We start from the raw sequence: 14,774 nt of genomic DNA, 5'->3' as shown, positions 1-14,774 counted from the left end.
TGGCCTCCAGCCTAATTTCAGACGTGGGGAGTGGGATTATCCGCTGTTGCGGGATTTGTCTATATGGCCCAGTGACTTATCGGGGCAGGCGGCGTCTCGGACAATCTGTTTTAGTGTCGCGACATCAGGAAAGCCGCCATGCACACTGCGATCCCAGATAGTCTCTGCGTCACAGAGTATTTTGAATTCGCCTTTGCCGGCGGGAACCAGGGCGACTTCTTCAAGTTCGTCGATAAATGTCGTCAGCAACTCCTGCGCCATCCAGGCGGATCGCAGCAGCCAGCCGCACAGAGGGCAGTAACGTATGGATATTTTGGGTTTCATGGTGTGGTCCGCATATTCCGCATAAGTTTTTCCCTATTATAAATTGCAGGTGAGACGACGGTGGAGTGCGGTAAGCATCGTCGAGCGCCTGTATTTCCAACGCGAATAATAATTAAGACATAAGCAGCGGCATAGGAAACAAACATGCTTTGCATTCGATACCGTCAACTCCCCCTATTTTCTCTTCTTTTCGCCTGCAGGACGGGCGTTGAAATTTCTTGGACGCTATTGTCGAAAATGCTGTGCGCGCTGTCGATCAGCGTTGTGGTAAGCGCCTGCAGTTCACACCCGTCCCAACAGCAAACGGCGGTGTTAACGGCGGAACAGCCGACCGAAGTCATTGTGGCGACACAGCAGGGCGACCAAGGGCGTCTGCGCAGTTTGCTGGCCTCGGGCAGTCCAGTGAATGTCGTGGCCCCAGTGGGTTCCGCTTTGGATGTCGCAGCTCAAAATGGCGATACGGAAGCGGTGATCGCATTGCTGCGAGCAGGCGCAGATCCTAATGTGGGGCTCCGCGCAGGTGCGCCGTCACCCTTGCACTACTTGGCTGAGCGGGGCGACGCCACTGGCGTAAAGGTGCTGGCGGCGGCCGGCGCCAAGCTGGATTATCCGATGGCGAATGGCGCCACAGCGCTGGCGCTGGCGGTGCAAAATGGCCACCTATCCACCGCCAAGGCGCTGATAAAAGCAGGCGCTGACGTCAATGTCGTGTATGCGGGACGATCTCTGTTGATGTATGTGGTGGAGCAGAACTCTCTATTGATGGCGCAGCTCTTGGTAGACGCCGGCGTTGACGTTAACTATCGCAACGCCACTGGCGACTCAGCGCTGAGTACGGCGCAACGCAAAGGTTTACAGGACCTGCAAATGCTGTTGTTGCAGTCTGGCGCCCGCTCCTAGCTGAGGTTGGATAAAAATTGAACTGCGTCCTAGACTGATAAAGGGCGCAGAAAATAACAATCAGCGTGGCGTTCGCCCATTTCAATGCGCTGCGGTGTTGGTCGGGATCAGGTTTATGTGCGTATCTCCTGGACGAAGTCTGGGGGTGTTCGTCGCCGTCGGCTTCCTTTGCGTGATGCTGGCGTGCAACGGAGTGTCTGCGATAACCCCTGGTATTCATGATGCAACCCGTCGCGTGTTGTTCATCAGCTCGTATCATCCACAGTTTCCCACGTTTTCTGAGCAGGTCAGGGGGCTTAACAGCGCCTTCGACGGGCAGAACATTGAGCTCGATATCGAGTTCATGGACAGCAAGCGCCTCAGCAGCCCCGAACACTATCAACGCTTTTACGAATTATTGAAGGGAAAGTTACAAGCGTTGCCTTCCTACGAGCTGTTGATTGTGGGCGATGATAATGCGCTTCACTTTGCTCTGGAGCGACAAGCGGAACTCTTCGCCGTGACGCCAATCGTCTTTTTCGGCGTCAATGACGAACGTCTCGCCGCTAGTCTCAGCGGAAGAAGTGGGGTGACTGGCGTTGTTGAGGCTATTTCAATGGACGACACGGTGCAGTTGATGCGGCGCTTATACGGCGCCAAGGCGCCGATTACCGTGATTACGGACGCGACGACCACCGGGCGTAACGATCTTGGTAGTTTCATTCACTTCATGACGAGAAGTCAGGACCGCAACTTTCGGGTGCTGTCATTGGAGCAACTGAGTTTTGGTGAGCTTTATGCGGAGCTGCGCGCGATACCCGCCAATGAGCCTGTGCTTCTGATCTCTCTGTTCCGGGACAAGAATGGCGCAACCCTTGAGTTTCAGAAAAGCCTGTCTTTGATCCGCGATCATCTTAAAGCGCCTTTGTTTCATTTATGGATGCATGGAATCGGTCAAGGCATTCTGGGAGGGAAAGTCGTCTCTCATTTCGAGCAGGCGCGCGTCGCCGCCGATATCGGACTGAGGGCGCTCAGGGGCGAAACGGTGGGTGATATCCCGGTCGTAACCGATAGCCCAAACCGCTACGTGTTTGATTATCGTGAGATGCTGCGGTTTGATATTGGAGAGGATGAGTTGCCGGCGGACAGCGTGTTGCTGTTTCGTCCGGTGACCTTGTATCAGCAGCACAAGACGTTGTTTTGGGGTGTTGTGCTGGTTGTCGGCTTTCTCTCTTTGTTGGTTATGCTGCTGATCGTCAGTTTGCGTATGCGGGTGAGAACCCAACGTGAAGTCATGAAAATCAATGTGGATCTTGAGTCCAAAGTAAAGGAGCGTACGGAACAACTGGAGGAGAAAAACACGCAGCTCAGTCTGGTGCAGGCGATCGCCCAACTAGGCTCTTTTGAGTATTTGCCTGAACAATGGAGCGTATGCTGCAACGCGGAGTTTTGCTCTATGGTTGGATTGCCTTTTGAAGCCAGAAGCCTCAGCGTTGAAGCCTTCATGAGCTTTATCCATCCCTCGGATCGGGATGAGCTGCGTAATGCGACGGAGCGCGCCTTGAAGATCAATCAACCTTTTCATGGTTGCCTGCGCACCATTCGTAAAGACGGTTCACTGTGCTATTTCAATTACACCAGCCGTCCCATCACCCACCGGGATGGGCGCACCTCCATTCTGGGATCTGTGATCGACGTCACCCAGCTGAAAGAGGCGGAGTCCCGCTTCAAAGAAATGGCGAACCATGATGATCTGACTGGTCTCGCCAATCGCCGCCTTTTGGATGAGCTGTTCACCAAAGCGGAACATATGGCCAGGCGATGCGCGAACGAAATTGTGGTTCTGTATTGTGATCTGGACAAGTTCAAGCCGATCAATGATCAATATGGACATGATGTCGGCGATGCGGTCTTGGTGGCGGTAGCGCAGCGCTTGCGGGAAAGCTTTCGCGAGTCGGATACGGTGGCGAGAATTGGTGGCGACGAGTTTGTCGTTCTGTTGAATGGGCACTGTTCCAAAGATCAGCTCCACGGCATTATCCACAAGACCAAACACAGCCTGCGCGGTCCTATTCATATCAAAAACGTCAGCTGTAACCTGGACGTTAGCATCGGGTACGCCGCCTATCCAGGAGACGGCGTTTGCCTGGATACATTGTTGAACGTGGCGGACAGCAGGATGTACCAGGAAAAGCAATATTCGTGATCATTTGTAATACTCAGGGAACCTTCGGCGAGCAGCCCGGTCTAACTGTGCAATTCAATATATCTAGAGGAAATAACAATGCCGAACGCGCTAATCATGCCTTTTCAATGGGGAATCAAGGCAGTGGAGATGTTGCAGCCAGTATATTTGCTGGCCATCCGGATTTACCTGGCGAAAATCTATTTCATGTCCGGAATGACCAAGATAAAGAGCTGGAGCACCACATTGGCGTTGTTTGAGTATGAGTACTCCGTTCCTGTTGTTTCTCCCGCTTTCGCTGCTTATTCCTCTACGGCGGTTGAGCTGATCTGCTCTGTTCTGTTGGTGGTAGGCTTGGGCGCCCGTGTCGGCGCGGCTGGCTTGTTGGCGTTGAGTATCGTCGGTATCTACTCTGCGGCTGAGTTAATTGGCGCAGTGGGAGTGAAAGAGCTGTTGTTCTGGGGCGGGCTGCTATCTGTGATTGTCGCCTACGGTCCTGGTTTACTGTCTGCGGATCATTGGCTACGTAAACGTTATTTGCCGACCGCCTGATTCCAATAACTGACCGAAAAAAGGGAGCTGTACTAGCTCCCTTTTTTAATGCTTAAGGAATATATCCGGCGATAAATCCTGCTTGTATGCATTGTTGTAGTAGGCTGCCCAAGTCGGCTTCCGGGAAGTTTTCGGCGAACCGCTCACACACCTCTTCAAAGTCAGAGAGTTCCTCGATGAACAGCAGAAAACGGAAAGTGGGCGCGTCCAAAGGATCTATTCTGGCGCTCCATTCCGGACGCCAGACCATCAAGTAAAAGTTGTCCTCAGATAACTCGACGGAGGCAAGATCTCCACCGGGTTGATGCGCAGCCCATATTTCATGCGCCGGGTAAGCGCATTGCAAAAGCGTGGCGTTTGCAGGCAGGCGAAACTGTAGCGGAAGACCTTGAGCGCAGTAGTCATTGAACTGCGCCCAGTCATCACTGACATGATCGTCTGCTTCTTCCGCAATATGGATCAGCAACTCCAGCTTGGCTACATCAGTAAGAAATTCGATATGTTGAAGAGGCGTAAAATCAGCGAGAAAGGCGACAAATGCGGCGCCAAACTCTGTGAAGGAGTTTTCTTTAGAGGGAACTTCTGCAAAATAGCGGCGACTCGTCGCGCGGAAGCACTCTTCTCCTAACAGTTCCTGGCAGACTGGAAACATAGTCTGCAAAGCGCGGACATGGGTTTCCCGTAAACTGTCGCGATAGATATCCACACAGGTGCGTGCGTTCAAGCTGGTTTTGTCCTTGACCTGCAAGCACTCGCCTTGCTGGCGAATCTCCGCGAGCATACTGAGTTGTAAATCACGCAGCGACATCTACTTCCTCCAACATGCGCTGAGCGATTGCGGCCTCGGCGGCGACTTCTTCAAAGCCGGGAATATCATTATCCCGCTCAATAAGAGTCGGCCTTGCGCCAATGGTTCTCAGGGCGTATTCATACAAATCCCAGACGCGCTGGTCCACCGGGGCTCCGTGGGTATCAAGGAGGTGGGTCTTCTTGTCTTCGAATCCCGCCAAATGGTATTCAGCTACACGCTGTGCAGGAATCGCGTCGATATAAGTGCGCGGGTCAAATTCATGATTAATGGCGCTGACGTAGATATTATTGATGTCGAGTAACAGCAGGCAATCCGCGTCTTCTGCAATCTGACTCAGGAAATCCCACTCGCTCATGCAAGAGCTGTCATAAGTGAGATAACTGGACACGTTTTCCAGCAGAATCCGGGTCTCAAAAGTATCCTGCACGATTTTTATGCGTTCAGCGACATGGCGTATGGTTTCCTCCGTATATGGCAGCGGCATGAGCTCATGCAAATCGACGCCGTGGACAGAGGTCCAACAAAGATGTTCTGAGATCCAGGCCGGGCGTAACTCACGGCTCAAGGTTTGGAGTTTACGTAAATAGTCCTTATCTAACGGCTCTGTGCCGCCCAAAGACATTCCGACGCCGTGTAATGCGACAGGGTAGATAGAGGCGATATCAAGCAGGCGCTTTTTGGCTACGCCGCCAGCAGTCAGGTAGTTGTCGGTGAGGGCTTCGAACCAGGGAAGAGAAGGGCGTTTTTCGAGGATATGACCGAAGTGGCAAGAGCGGAGGCCGATTCCCGCTCCGGAAATCGGCCCAGTCGCCTGCCGCCAAAGCGGCATTGGAATCATGACTTAACTTTGCCGCCTGACAGTTTTTCGCAAGTACCGGCGGGAACGTAGATCCACTCATCAGATGCATTGTCTGCTGTAGACTGGCCTGCACAACCGTGGCTGCCTGCGGCGCAATCATTCATGCCAGCTTTTACGACGCCTGCGCATTTTTCGAAACCTGGTTTGGCTGCGTTTGCGGAACCTGCAACGCCCAGAGCAAGAACGGCTGCGATAGCGGTGGCTGCGGCAGTATTTTTAGCTTTCATCTACTTTATCCTTTAACTGATTTGGTTTGATAAATTGCAATGCACTGAATGTTTGGTGCTGGCAATTTTGACCTGCTGCGAAGAAAAAAGTTCACAACACTTCTGCAACGAAGCCAATTCTTTGATTAACTTTCCTTAACCAGCAGTTTTCGACGGCGTATAACCTTCACTTCTGTTCGAGGCGGCTGCGACGAATTCTGGGCTGGATATCGGGAATTATAGGGCCTGACGTGTTGGCGGGCTAGAATGGTTTCACGGGCGGATCGTATAAGCGCACACAGTGTGGTCGGGTCCATACTGGTTGGCACGTTGAATGGCGTTATCTGGCTGAGCTCGCCACCAGTGAGTTTAAATGCGACTTTTAAGCCTGAGCTGTGCTCAGCCTCCTGCATGATAGAGTCTATCTCCCAATCCATATTTCCCCTCCAACTTAAAGTCTGAGTCCTAACCGCCGGAATCTAAACGGTTAATAAAACTTGAGATTGTAGGGAGATTTCCCGGATTTACATCAGGAACATGGACGAGTGCGTTCTGTCTGAACTGCCTATGACTTAGGCTTATAAAGAGAGGATATTGGTGAGGAAGTAATAAGGGGGAAGCGGCTTTGGGCTGACAAATAAAAATGCGGAGGGGCCGAAGCCCATCCGCACTTTCTGCTGGTTAGCGAAAAAACTATTACAGTTTTTTGCCAGCTTCCAGGTCGTAACCAACGCGCTCTGGAGTTTTGCCAGCGTGCTTCTTGTCAGAAGCAGTGTAAGACATGGTCACTTTAGAGAAGCTCAGAGATACTGACTCGCTAGGAGCGGACTCTGCGCCAGCGGAAACGCTGTAGCTGCTGATCATTACGTCTTCCATTTCGTAGGAAACGTATTTTTCGATTTTGTCAGCTTGGGTGCGAACGATGTCGACCACAACTTTAACGCCAGCAGTACCAGTCAAAGACTCTTTGAACAGACCGGAAGAAGCGCTGTCCATCAGCTTGGAAACGGAGATTTCGCTGATGCTAGGACGAGTAGCTTCGCGGTTGGACATATGGCCTGCTTCCATAGTGATGTGGCGACCAACGCCGAATTGGAAGCTGTCCAGACGAATCCAGTCTTTGTAGCCTTCAGCAGTTACGTTGCCTTTAACTTTCAGACCGTCGTAGTTCATGTAAATAGCCATGGTGTATTCCCTATTCTGTAGTTTACGAATGTTTTGTGATCGACATTATATAAAGCGTCTATCAATTGGAAATGCCGTCAAAAAATTTCATGAAAAAGTAAATTTTTTTCAGAGGCCTGCGGCATCCCGTTGAGACAGCATAATAGAGAAGAGGGTAAAGGGTGGCAATACGTAAAATCCTTATTTTTTAACAACTTAAATCGACTCTGACACTATTTAATTGTAAAGGGAGTACGACTTTTACTCCACTCTGATGGCTTTATTTTGACCAAATCTAGTTCACTCTGACCCTATTTATTTTGTTGAGAGTGTAATGATGTCCTTAAATTACTTATATGCCTGTATCTTCACTCTGTCCCCATTTTTTAAATCACTCTGACACTATTTAATTTGTCCTGATATAAATTCCAATTATTCACTCTGAGTATTATTAATTGAAATTATTTTTATGTGCTTTCATAAGATGGGTTGTAACTAAAATAAAACCAATCAAAAGGCATAATCCTATTGTTTTATCTGGGTGGTGTTAACAATGAATTTAAGTTGGATTTTGCCGGCGCGATGAATGGTCTGTATATATTTTGTTCGCTATGAGCGTAAGGAAAATAAATGTAGGAAGCAGGTAACGGAAGAAAACGAAATTATTCGCGAATGGAATTGATTGAGGGAGAGAGGCTTATTCGAGAAGACTGGTCGTCACCAGCTTCTCGAGGTCAACGTGAGCGGTTCAAAAGCGCCGGACTTGTTGAGCTGAAGAGCCCAGACGTTTTCGCTGGCCTGATGATCAATGGAACTGAAAGAGATCAACTCTCCAATCCCGAGGTCAATATCTTTCAGGCTTTCCAGTGTGGAGACCATTGTTTCCGTATTAAAGTTGCGACCAGCCCGCTGTAAGGCTTCGGTAAATAGTGATGCGGCCAGATAGCCTTCAAGGGATTGCGCGTCAGGTTTGTGATTTGGGAAGTAGCGCTGCATAGCCTGACGGTGGCGCAGGACACCGGTTGCATACGAATGCACTGGAGGGGTTGCCTGGGTTGCGATAAGTCCGGCTGTGTGCGGCGCTTCCAGACTTTTTAAGTCTTGCGCCAGCGCATCAGTGCTGGCGGAGGATACAACGGCGATTCGTCCTTCCCAACCTGCTTTGCGGATGCGATTAATTGTTCTCGCTGTGGCGGCATAGTTGCCGATAACGACCAGGGCCTGAATTTCACTTTGCTCTTGGAGAAAAAGACGGGCAGGACCTTCGATTTGCTCTATATAGGGCTGGTAGGTGAACTGCGGAATATCCCGTGCGTGCACATTATAGAAAGCGAGAGCCCGCTCCATTCCAGCAAGCCCGTCACGTCCGGAGGCGGTGTCTTCATAAAGTACGGCGATTCGGCTGGGTTCAACTTCCTGAATATCCACAAAGTGGCGCACGATAGCGAAGGTTTCATCTGCATAGCCAACCCGGAAATTAAAAACGTAACGATCAGGGGGATTGCGGCGTAGTGCAGCCGCGCCGGATTGCACGCCGATCACCAGCGTCTGTTGCTCCATAATTGCCGGGAGGAGGACTTCCGGTGCGCCAATATTGCCAATAAGAGCGAATGAGCCGTTCTGTGATAGCAGCGTTTGCATGTTGATACGGGACTTCAGCGGCTGATTTGCGTCGTCGAAGGCCTGTAATGTCAGCATACGCCCATGGATGCCGCCTTTGGCGTTGAGTTCTTCAAAACGGGCCTGTACTCCGCGTCTGGCGGAACTGCCTTGCGATTGGCCCTCTTCACTTATCGGGGCGCTCATGCCTATGCGAATCTCATTCTCGTTCACTCCCCGTGGCGCGGACCAACCATTAAGCTCTGCGTTCAGATCGGACAGCTGGTAGCGTACTTTTGGCGATAACAGGCTGGCTGATAACAAGCCCATGACAATGGCGGCCCCAGCAAAAAAGTATTTAACTGCGGCGGGGAGGCGGAATGCCGAGCGCTTCTTCGACTCGTGCGGCTGGGGCAATTGCGTTGCAATACCAGAATGAGACTGGCTGGTTGAGCCGGATGTTCCGTTACGAGTGAGGTGAAGCGACTTGGTCAGTGTGGTTGAGTCTACTTCAATAGGCTGACTGAAAGCGCGCTCTTCTCTTGAATGAGCGGGGTCAACCAGCGTCGCCGGGTTCATATCTTCTACATGGCCGATGGCTCCGGCGGCTTTAAAGGCGGATTGAAGCTTCTTCGCCTGACTTAGGTTCAGGTTCTTGCGAACGATAATACGCTTACCGCTGAACATTTTTTTCAGGCCGGCGTCACTGATGGAAAACTTGGTCTTCAGTTTTTTCAGGACGATGGTGCGTTCGACGCCTTCCGCCAGTTCGCCAGCAAAGACAAACGCGTAAGTGGTCAGGTTGACCAGCTTCAGGCCGTGATCATTGCTGTTGCGTACGGCGTTTCGCGCCCGCAATTGCAGGTCGCGGACCATATCAAGGCAGTTTTCGTAGCGATCCGCAGGGTCAATCGCCATGGCTTTGGTGAGCACAGGCTCCAGTATTTTATTGCGCGGGTCAGCCAGCTCTTTATCACTTAAGGGCTGCGGCAGGTATTTGCGCTGTTGCGCCATGATGTGGTGATGCGTCTCGCCATTGAAAGGACGCTCGCCCGTGATGCAGTAATAAAGGACGGCGCCGAGCGCATAGATATCCGCACGTCCGTCGATGTCTTTTGAGCTGTCGATCTGTTCAGGGGCGAGATAGCCCGGCGTACCCACCACCAGACCCATCTGGGTGTATTGCAGATCCTGTTCTTCCAGCGGTTTGCTGATGCCGAAGTCGAGCAGCTTGGCGACGGAATGATTGCCCGATACCTTGGCCACCATGATGTTGCCGGGCTTGAGATCGCGATGGACGATATTGAGCTGATGCGCCGCCTGCAGACCTGCGGCCATCTGTTCGATAAGCCAGACGACATTTTCCAGCGGCAGTCCGTTCCCGTGCTTTTCCATGAGGTCGGACAGGACTTCTCCTTGCAGAAACTCCGCCACCAGATACAGCATATTGTCTTCGGTGGCGCCGAAGTCGAATACCTGCATGACATTGGGGTGATTTAGCTGACTCGCGATGCGGGCTTCGCGATAGAAGAGCTGGATATAGCCCACATTCGGAGCGCCAGAGCGCAATACTTTGACGACGACCAGCCGGTCCAGCGACAACTGACGGGCGACATAAACCCGGCTCATGCCGCCATCGGCCAGGAGATATTCCAGGCGGTACATGCCTTTAAGCACGCGGCCGATCATTGAGTCGGCCGCGTTATAGCTCGCCGCGTCCTCGAACGAGGCGGGCGCCGGAGTGTCTGTTGTGAACTTTGCAATAGCCGTCATCAACGTCCCTATTCAGATCTGGACAAATTATTCTGTCTCCCATCCGGACAAAAGCGGGGTGGGCGCGTTGACGCCGGAAGATTCCGCGGAGACTGAAGGATGGTTTTGGATTCCAACTGCCGGGCCTAAGTGTGTGGCCGGAATCTGTTCAAAGTCGATTCAACTTTGATCAGTTTTTATCTTGCCTGATATTCTCTCATATTTATTTAGTGAGTATGGTCTAGGCTATTCGGGTGAGGTGCGAGAGCCCATGGAATGGGGCTTCCGTGAAAAATAAAGGCGGCATTCAGGCCGCCTTTTTTGACGAGATTTTACAAAGTTGTCACGTTTTGTCTGCGAATAATTTTTGGATGCTGGAGAAGTCCAGCAGTCCAGACCCTTGTCTGCTGTGCGCTTGATACAGAGACTTGGCCAAGCCGCCCATTGGCGTGCTGGAGCGGCTTTGAATAGCCGCCTCCAAAGCCAGGCCGAGATCTTTATTCATCAGATTAACGGCGAAGCCGCCTTCATATTCGCGACCGGCAGGTGCGTTTTCCATAACGCCAGGATAGGGGTTGTAAAGTTCCAAAGACCAGTTTCTGCCTGAGCTTTTCAGCATAATGTCGGAAAGCACCTTAGGATCGAGTCCCAGATTGACGCCCAGTTGGAGCGCTTCCGCAGTACCGATCATGTGAACGGCCAACAGCATATTGTTGCAGATCTTTGCGGCTTGTCCGGCCCCGTGATCGCCTGCGTGGAACAGGTTTTTACCCATTGCTGACAGAGCTGGCTGCGCTTTTTCCAGATCCTGAGGCGAGCCTCCGATAATGAAGGTCAGCGTCCCTGCTGTGGCTCCCGCTGTGCCGCCGGAAACTGGCGCATCCAACATGGCGAAACCTTTCTTGCTGGCTTCCGCAGCGATGCGGCGAGATGTCTCTGGCGCGATGGTGGAGCAATCGATTAGCAGAGGGCGCTCGCTAAGCTGGTTCAGCAGGCCGTTTTCACCGAGATAAACGGCTTCAGAGTGCTCACTGGCCGGCAGCATAGTGATCACCGCATCAACGCCTTGGGCGGCTTCCAGGGCGCTGCCGCAAGCAGTGGCGCCAGCCTTCTCCGCAGCAGAGACCGCATCTTTGACCAAGTCGAAAACACGTAACTCAAATCCGGCTTTCAGCAGGTTGTGAGCCATAGAGCCACCCATGTGCCCGAGGCCGATAAATCCGATAGTTTTCATGGTTTCCCTCCAGATTGTTATTTTTGTCTGGGTGATTAATTGAAGGTCCGGGACCGTTGCTTGTGCTTACAGTACTGCTAAGTCATGCAAGGGACTGATGTCCCAGGGGGAAGAGAAGAATTCATCCACCCACGCCTCCGGAACATCCGCAAACGACGGGTAACGCCATTGCGGTTTGAAGTCTTTATCAATGAGCAGGGCTCGCACGCCCTCGCGGAACTCGGGGTGCATCGTACACTGCACTGCCATAATCAGTTCACGTTTGAAGACGTCAGGCAAGCTCAGGCCGCCGCCCTCGTGAATTTGCCGCCACACAAGATGTGCGGTGGTCGGGCAGCCGTTACGCAGAGATTTCTGCGCTTTGCCAACCCATTCATCCACGGTGGGGTAGTTCAAAATGGCGTCCACCACCTGAGTGACGGAGTCGCCCTGGGTAACCTGCTTGATCATGGCGCGATGCTGCGCCACCTGACCGCCCGGACGTTGCGACTGATGCTGCTCATTCCAGGAGCGCAGCAGTTGCGTGACACGAGTATGGTTGCTTTCAGGGCTGCTCCAGGAGGTTCTGGTCAGCGCTTGTAGAAAGGCTTCCTTTTGCGCATGGGGTAAAAAGCCGTCGGCCCAACCCAGCTCAAGCGCATCAGCTGCGTTACAGGCGGCGCCGGTCAGTCCCAGATAAAGGCCTGCTCCGTCGGGCATGCGGTTGAGGAACCAGGTGCCGCCGACATCGGGAAAGAGCCCGATGGTCACTTCAGGCATGGCGATACGGGAAGACTCCGTGACAATGCGATGACTGGCTCCGGCCATCAGACCCAGTCCGCCGCCCATAACGATGCCGTTGCCCCAGCAGACGACAGGTTTAGGATAGACGTGAATGAGGTAGTCGAGACGATACTCCCGCGTGAAGAACTCTTCTGCGTAAGCCGGCGGACCCTCGCCTGCGTCGCACATGGATTCATACATCTGCACGATATCGCCGCCGGCGCAGAAGGCTTTATCGCCCGCCCCCTGCATAAATACCGCGACGATTTTGTCGTCCAGCCGCCATTCCTGCATGACGCTGTACATCGACTCGATCATGCTCAGCTTCAACGCGTTGAGCGATTTCTCCACGTTCAGGGTGATCACGCCGATGCGGTGACCATCGCTGCATTCGCGCTCTTCAAATAAAACAGGTTTTTCGCTCATTCCACTCTCTTCCATCTATTCAATATTGTCAGGCGTCGCCTTCTAGCGGTTTTTCCATTGAGGCGAGCGTTTTCCGAGGAAAGCGTTTACACCCTCTTTCTGGTCTTCGGTATCAAACAGATCCACAAACAGTTCTCTTTCTACCGGCAGGCCCATACGTTGCGGCGCGCTACGGGCGGACTGAATCAGTTCTTTACAGGCGCGCACTGCGGGTGGGCTCTGACGCGCGACTTTTTCCGCCCAGGCCAGTGCGGTCTCGCGGGCGGCGCCTTTTTCCACGACTGCTTCCACCAGTCCGATATTAAGCGCGGTTTCAGCGTTGACTCGCTCACCCATCAATATCATGCGCTTCGCCCAGCCTTCACCGACCAGCCAGGGAAGATTCTGTGTGCCTCCCGCGCAGGGCAGCAGGCCAACGCTGGCCTCGGGCAGCGCCATTTGCGCATGAGTTTCGGCGATGCGCAGGTCGCAGGCGAGCGCGCACTCCAAGCCGCCGCCCATGGCGTAGCCGTTGATTGCGGCGATGGATACGCCGCGGTAGTTGGATAGGGTTTCGAATGCTTCGCCAAAGATACGCGCCATGTGGCGCGCTCTGGCTTTGTCTCCATCGGAGAACAGGTTCAAGTCTGCGCCGGCGGAGAAGAATTTTTCGCCTTGCCCGGTGATCACCAGCGCATAAACGTCTTTGTTGTCATTGAGTTGCTGAATTAACGCCTTGAGCGCCGGCAGACTGGTTTCATCCCAGGTGTTGGCGGGCGGGTTGGCGATAGTGAGCACGGCGGTGCGCTCAATGATTTCAAGTTGGAGTTTCTCGGTGCCTGTCATTAGCGAATAGTCTCCATGGCGTGTTCGAGGAGTAGGCGGCGTGCGATGATGACGCGCATGATTTCGTTGGTTCCTTCCAGAATCTGGTGCACCCGGCTGTCGCGAACGAAGCGTTCCAGCGGATATTCCTTGATGTAGCCATAGCCGCCGTGGATTTGCAATGCGTCATTACAGACCTTGAAGCCGGCGTCTGTCGCGAAGCGTTTGGCCATGGCGCTATAGGTGGAGGCTTCCGGGTGTTTGGAGTCCAGTTTGAACGCAGCGAGCCGCACCATCTGGCGGGCCGCCACTAAATCCGTAGCCATATCCGCCAGTTTGAACTGCAGCGCTTGAAAGTCGGACAACTTGCGCCCGAACTGCTCACGCTCCTGCATATAACGCTGCGCGGTTTCCAGCGCCGCCTGGGCGGTGCCGATGGAGCAGGTTGCGATATTAATGCGACCGCCATCGAGTCCCATCATCGCAAACTTGAAGCCTTCGCCTTCCGCTCCAAGGCGGTTGGTTTGGGGAATGCGCACATTATCGAACGTAATCGCGCGCGTGGGCTGGCTATTCCAGCCCATCTTGTCTTCCTTGCGACCGTAAGTGACGCCGGGGGCGTCAGCGGGCACGACCAGCGCGGACACGCCTTTGGCTCCGGGTTCACCGGTGCGCGCCATCACCACCAGCACATCCGTGCTGCCGGCGCCGGAAATAAACATCTTGGAGCCGTTGATGACGTAGTCGGAGCCGTCCTTCTTCGCAGAGGTGCGCAAAGAGGCGGCGTCTGAACCTGCGTTGGGCTCAGTGAGGCAATAGGACGCCAGCAGCTCGCCGGAGACAAGCTTGGGCAGCCAGGCCTGACGCAACTCATCATGGCCAAAGCTGGCGATCATCCAGGTGGCCATGTTGTGAATGGTCAGGTAAGCGGTGGTGGAGGTGCAGCCGCGTGACAGCTCTTCGAAGATGATCGAGCTGTCCAGACGGGGCAAGCCCAGGCCGCCCCATTCATCCGGGGTATACAGGGACAGAAAGCCCATTTCGCCCGCTTTGCGGATTGTCTCCACAGGGAAGTGGGCGGTGGCGTCCCACTCGGCGGCGAAGGGCGCCAGTTCTTTCTCGGCGAAGGCGCGGGCGCTGTCGCGGAAAGCAATTTGCTGTTCGGATAGTTCAAAATTCACGATACATACACTCTTAACAGTTGCCTATCACCGCAC

13 protein-coding genes are annotated in these 14,774 nt (G+C 53.3%); 3 read left to right on the top strand and 10 right to left on the bottom strand.

The window, feature by feature from the left end; translation table 11 throughout:
- Positions 1-36: 36 nt before the first annotated feature.
- Positions 37-324 (bottom strand): SelT/SelW/SelH family protein, encoded by a 288-nt coding sequence (locus tag KP814_RS22295; RefSeq protein WP_216738844.1) that lies wholly within the window; start codon positions 322-324, stop codon positions 37-39.
- Between the two features lie 237 nt (positions 325-561).
- On the opposite strand from KP814_RS22295, the gene KP814_RS22290 reads away from it, so the two are divergent.
- The 3 genes from KP814_RS22290 to KP814_RS22280 all read left to right on the top strand — a co-directional run bounded on the left by KP814_RS22290 (position 562) and on the right by KP814_RS22280 (position 3,940).
- Positions 562-1,224: an ankyrin repeat domain-containing protein gene (locus tag KP814_RS22290; protein ID WP_253938564.1), complete on the top strand. Its 663-nt coding sequence runs from the start codon at positions 562-564 to the stop codon at positions 1,222-1,224.
- Between the two features lie 115 nt (positions 1,225-1,339).
- Positions 1,340-3,409, top strand: coding sequence for a sensor domain-containing diguanylate cyclase (locus tag KP814_RS22285; RefSeq protein WP_216738842.1), 2,070 nt, complete (start codon positions 1,340-1,342; stop codon positions 3,407-3,409).
- 78 nt (positions 3,410-3,487) lie between these two features.
- Positions 3,488-3,940 carry a DoxX family protein gene (locus KP814_RS22280; protein ID WP_127968222.1) on the top strand — a complete coding sequence of 151 codons (453 nt, stop codon included), beginning with the start codon at positions 3,488-3,490 and terminating at the stop codon, positions 3,938-3,940.
- 52 nt (positions 3,941-3,992) lie between these two features.
- Here KP814_RS22280 and KP814_RS22275 read toward each other — a convergent pair whose 3' ends face one another.
- From KP814_RS22275 to KP814_RS22235, 9 genes are all read right to left on the bottom strand, one after another.
- A complete protein-coding gene (locus KP814_RS22275; protein ID WP_216738841.1) occupies positions 3,993-4,748 on the bottom strand; it encodes a DUF2063 domain-containing protein in 756 nt (251 codons plus the stop codon).
- Complete coding sequence (locus KP814_RS22270) at positions 4,735-5,589, bottom strand: DUF692 domain-containing protein (RefSeq protein ID WP_216738840.1); 855 nt, start codon at positions 5,587-5,589, stop codon at positions 4,735-4,737. Before KP814_RS22270 ends, KP814_RS22275 begins: the two co-directional genes overlap by 14 nt.
- Positions 5,586-5,837 (bottom strand): DUF2282 domain-containing protein, encoded by a 252-nt coding sequence (locus KP814_RS22265; protein ID WP_127968225.1) that lies wholly within the window; start codon positions 5,835-5,837, stop codon positions 5,586-5,588. Before KP814_RS22265 ends, KP814_RS22270 begins: the two co-directional genes overlap by 4 nt.
- 675 nt (positions 5,838-6,512) lie before the next feature.
- Entirely contained in the window at positions 6,513-7,001 is a 489-nt protein-coding gene (locus KP814_RS22260) for a type VI secretion system tube protein Hcp (protein WP_011394613.1), read from the bottom strand.
- A gap of 696 nt (positions 7,002-7,697) precedes the next feature.
- A complete protein-coding gene (locus KP814_RS22255; protein WP_216738839.1) occupies positions 7,698-10,352 on the bottom strand; it encodes an ABC transporter substrate-binding protein in 2,655 nt (884 codons plus the stop codon).
- 322 nt (positions 10,353-10,674) lie between these two features.
- Positions 10,675-11,565 carry a 3-hydroxyisobutyrate dehydrogenase gene (mmsB, locus tag KP814_RS22250; protein ID WP_216738838.1) on the bottom strand — a complete coding sequence of 297 codons (891 nt, stop codon included), beginning with the start codon at positions 11,563-11,565 and terminating at the stop codon, positions 10,675-10,677.
- A gap of 66 nt (positions 11,566-11,631) precedes the next feature.
- Positions 11,632-12,753 (bottom strand): enoyl-CoA hydratase/isomerase family protein, encoded by a 1,122-nt coding sequence (locus KP814_RS22245; protein WP_253938557.1) that lies wholly within the window; start codon positions 12,751-12,753, stop codon positions 11,632-11,634.
- A 42-nt stretch (positions 12,754-12,795) separates the two neighbouring features.
- Entirely contained in the window at positions 12,796-13,578 is a 783-nt protein-coding gene (locus KP814_RS22240) for an enoyl-CoA hydratase (protein ID WP_216738836.1), read from the bottom strand.
- Positions 13,578-14,738 (bottom strand): acyl-CoA dehydrogenase family protein, encoded by a 1,161-nt coding sequence (locus tag KP814_RS22235; protein ID WP_216738835.1) that lies wholly within the window; start codon positions 14,736-14,738, stop codon positions 13,578-13,580. Before KP814_RS22235 ends, KP814_RS22240 begins: the two co-directional genes overlap by 1 nt.
- Between the last annotated feature and the right edge of the window lie 36 nt (positions 14,739-14,774).

The organism is Hahella sp. HN01 (assembly GCF_018986435.1).
Taxonomy (GTDB): Bacteria; Pseudomonadota; Gammaproteobacteria; order Pseudomonadales; family Oleiphilaceae; genus Hahella.
The sequence above is the reverse complement of the archived record's forward strand: the minus strand, read 5'-3'. Positions and strand labels throughout refer to the sequence as shown.

Bases quoted from the DNA above. Each gene is read 5' to 3' on its own strand.
- KP814_RS22295 (WP_216738844.1), bottom strand. From the start codon at position 324: ATGAAACCCAAAATATCCATACGTTACTGCCCTCTGTGCGGCTGGCTG.
- KP814_RS22290 (WP_253938564.1), top strand. From the start codon at position 562: ATGCTGTGCGCGCTGTCGATCAGCGTTGTGGTAAGCGCCTGCAGTTCA.
- KP814_RS22285 (WP_216738842.1), top strand. From the start codon at position 1,340: ATGTGCGTATCTCCTGGACGAAGTCTGGGGGTGTTCGTCGCCGTCGGC.
- KP814_RS22280 (WP_127968222.1), top strand. From the start codon at position 3,488: ATGCCGAACGCGCTAATCATGCCTTTTCAATGGGGAATCAAGGCAGTG.
- KP814_RS22275 (WP_216738841.1), bottom strand. From the start codon at position 4,748: ATGTCGCTGCGTGATTTACAACTCAGTATGCTCGCGGAGATTCGCCAG.
- KP814_RS22270 (WP_216738840.1), bottom strand. From the start codon at position 5,589: ATGATTCCAATGCCGCTTTGGCGGCAGGCGACTGGGCCGATTTCCGGA.
- KP814_RS22265 (WP_127968225.1), bottom strand. From the start codon at position 5,837: ATGAAAGCTAAAAATACTGCCGCAGCCACCGCTATCGCAGCCGTTCTT.
- KP814_RS22260 (WP_011394613.1), bottom strand. From the start codon at position 7,001: ATGGCTATTTACATGAACTACGACGGTCTGAAAGTTAAAGGCAACGTA.
- KP814_RS22255 (WP_216738839.1), bottom strand. From the start codon at position 10,352: ATGACGGCTATTGCAAAGTTCACAACAGACACTCCGGCGCCCGCCTCG.
- mmsB (WP_216738838.1), bottom strand. From the start codon at position 11,565: ATGAAAACTATCGGATTTATCGGCCTCGGGCACATGGGTGGCTCTATG.
- KP814_RS22245 (WP_253938557.1), bottom strand. From the start codon at position 12,753: ATGAGCGAAAAACCTGTTTTATTTGAAGAGCGCGAATGCAGCGATGGT.
- KP814_RS22240 (WP_216738836.1), bottom strand. From the start codon at position 13,578: ATGACAGGCACCGAGAAACTCCAACTTGAAATCATTGAGCGCACCGCC.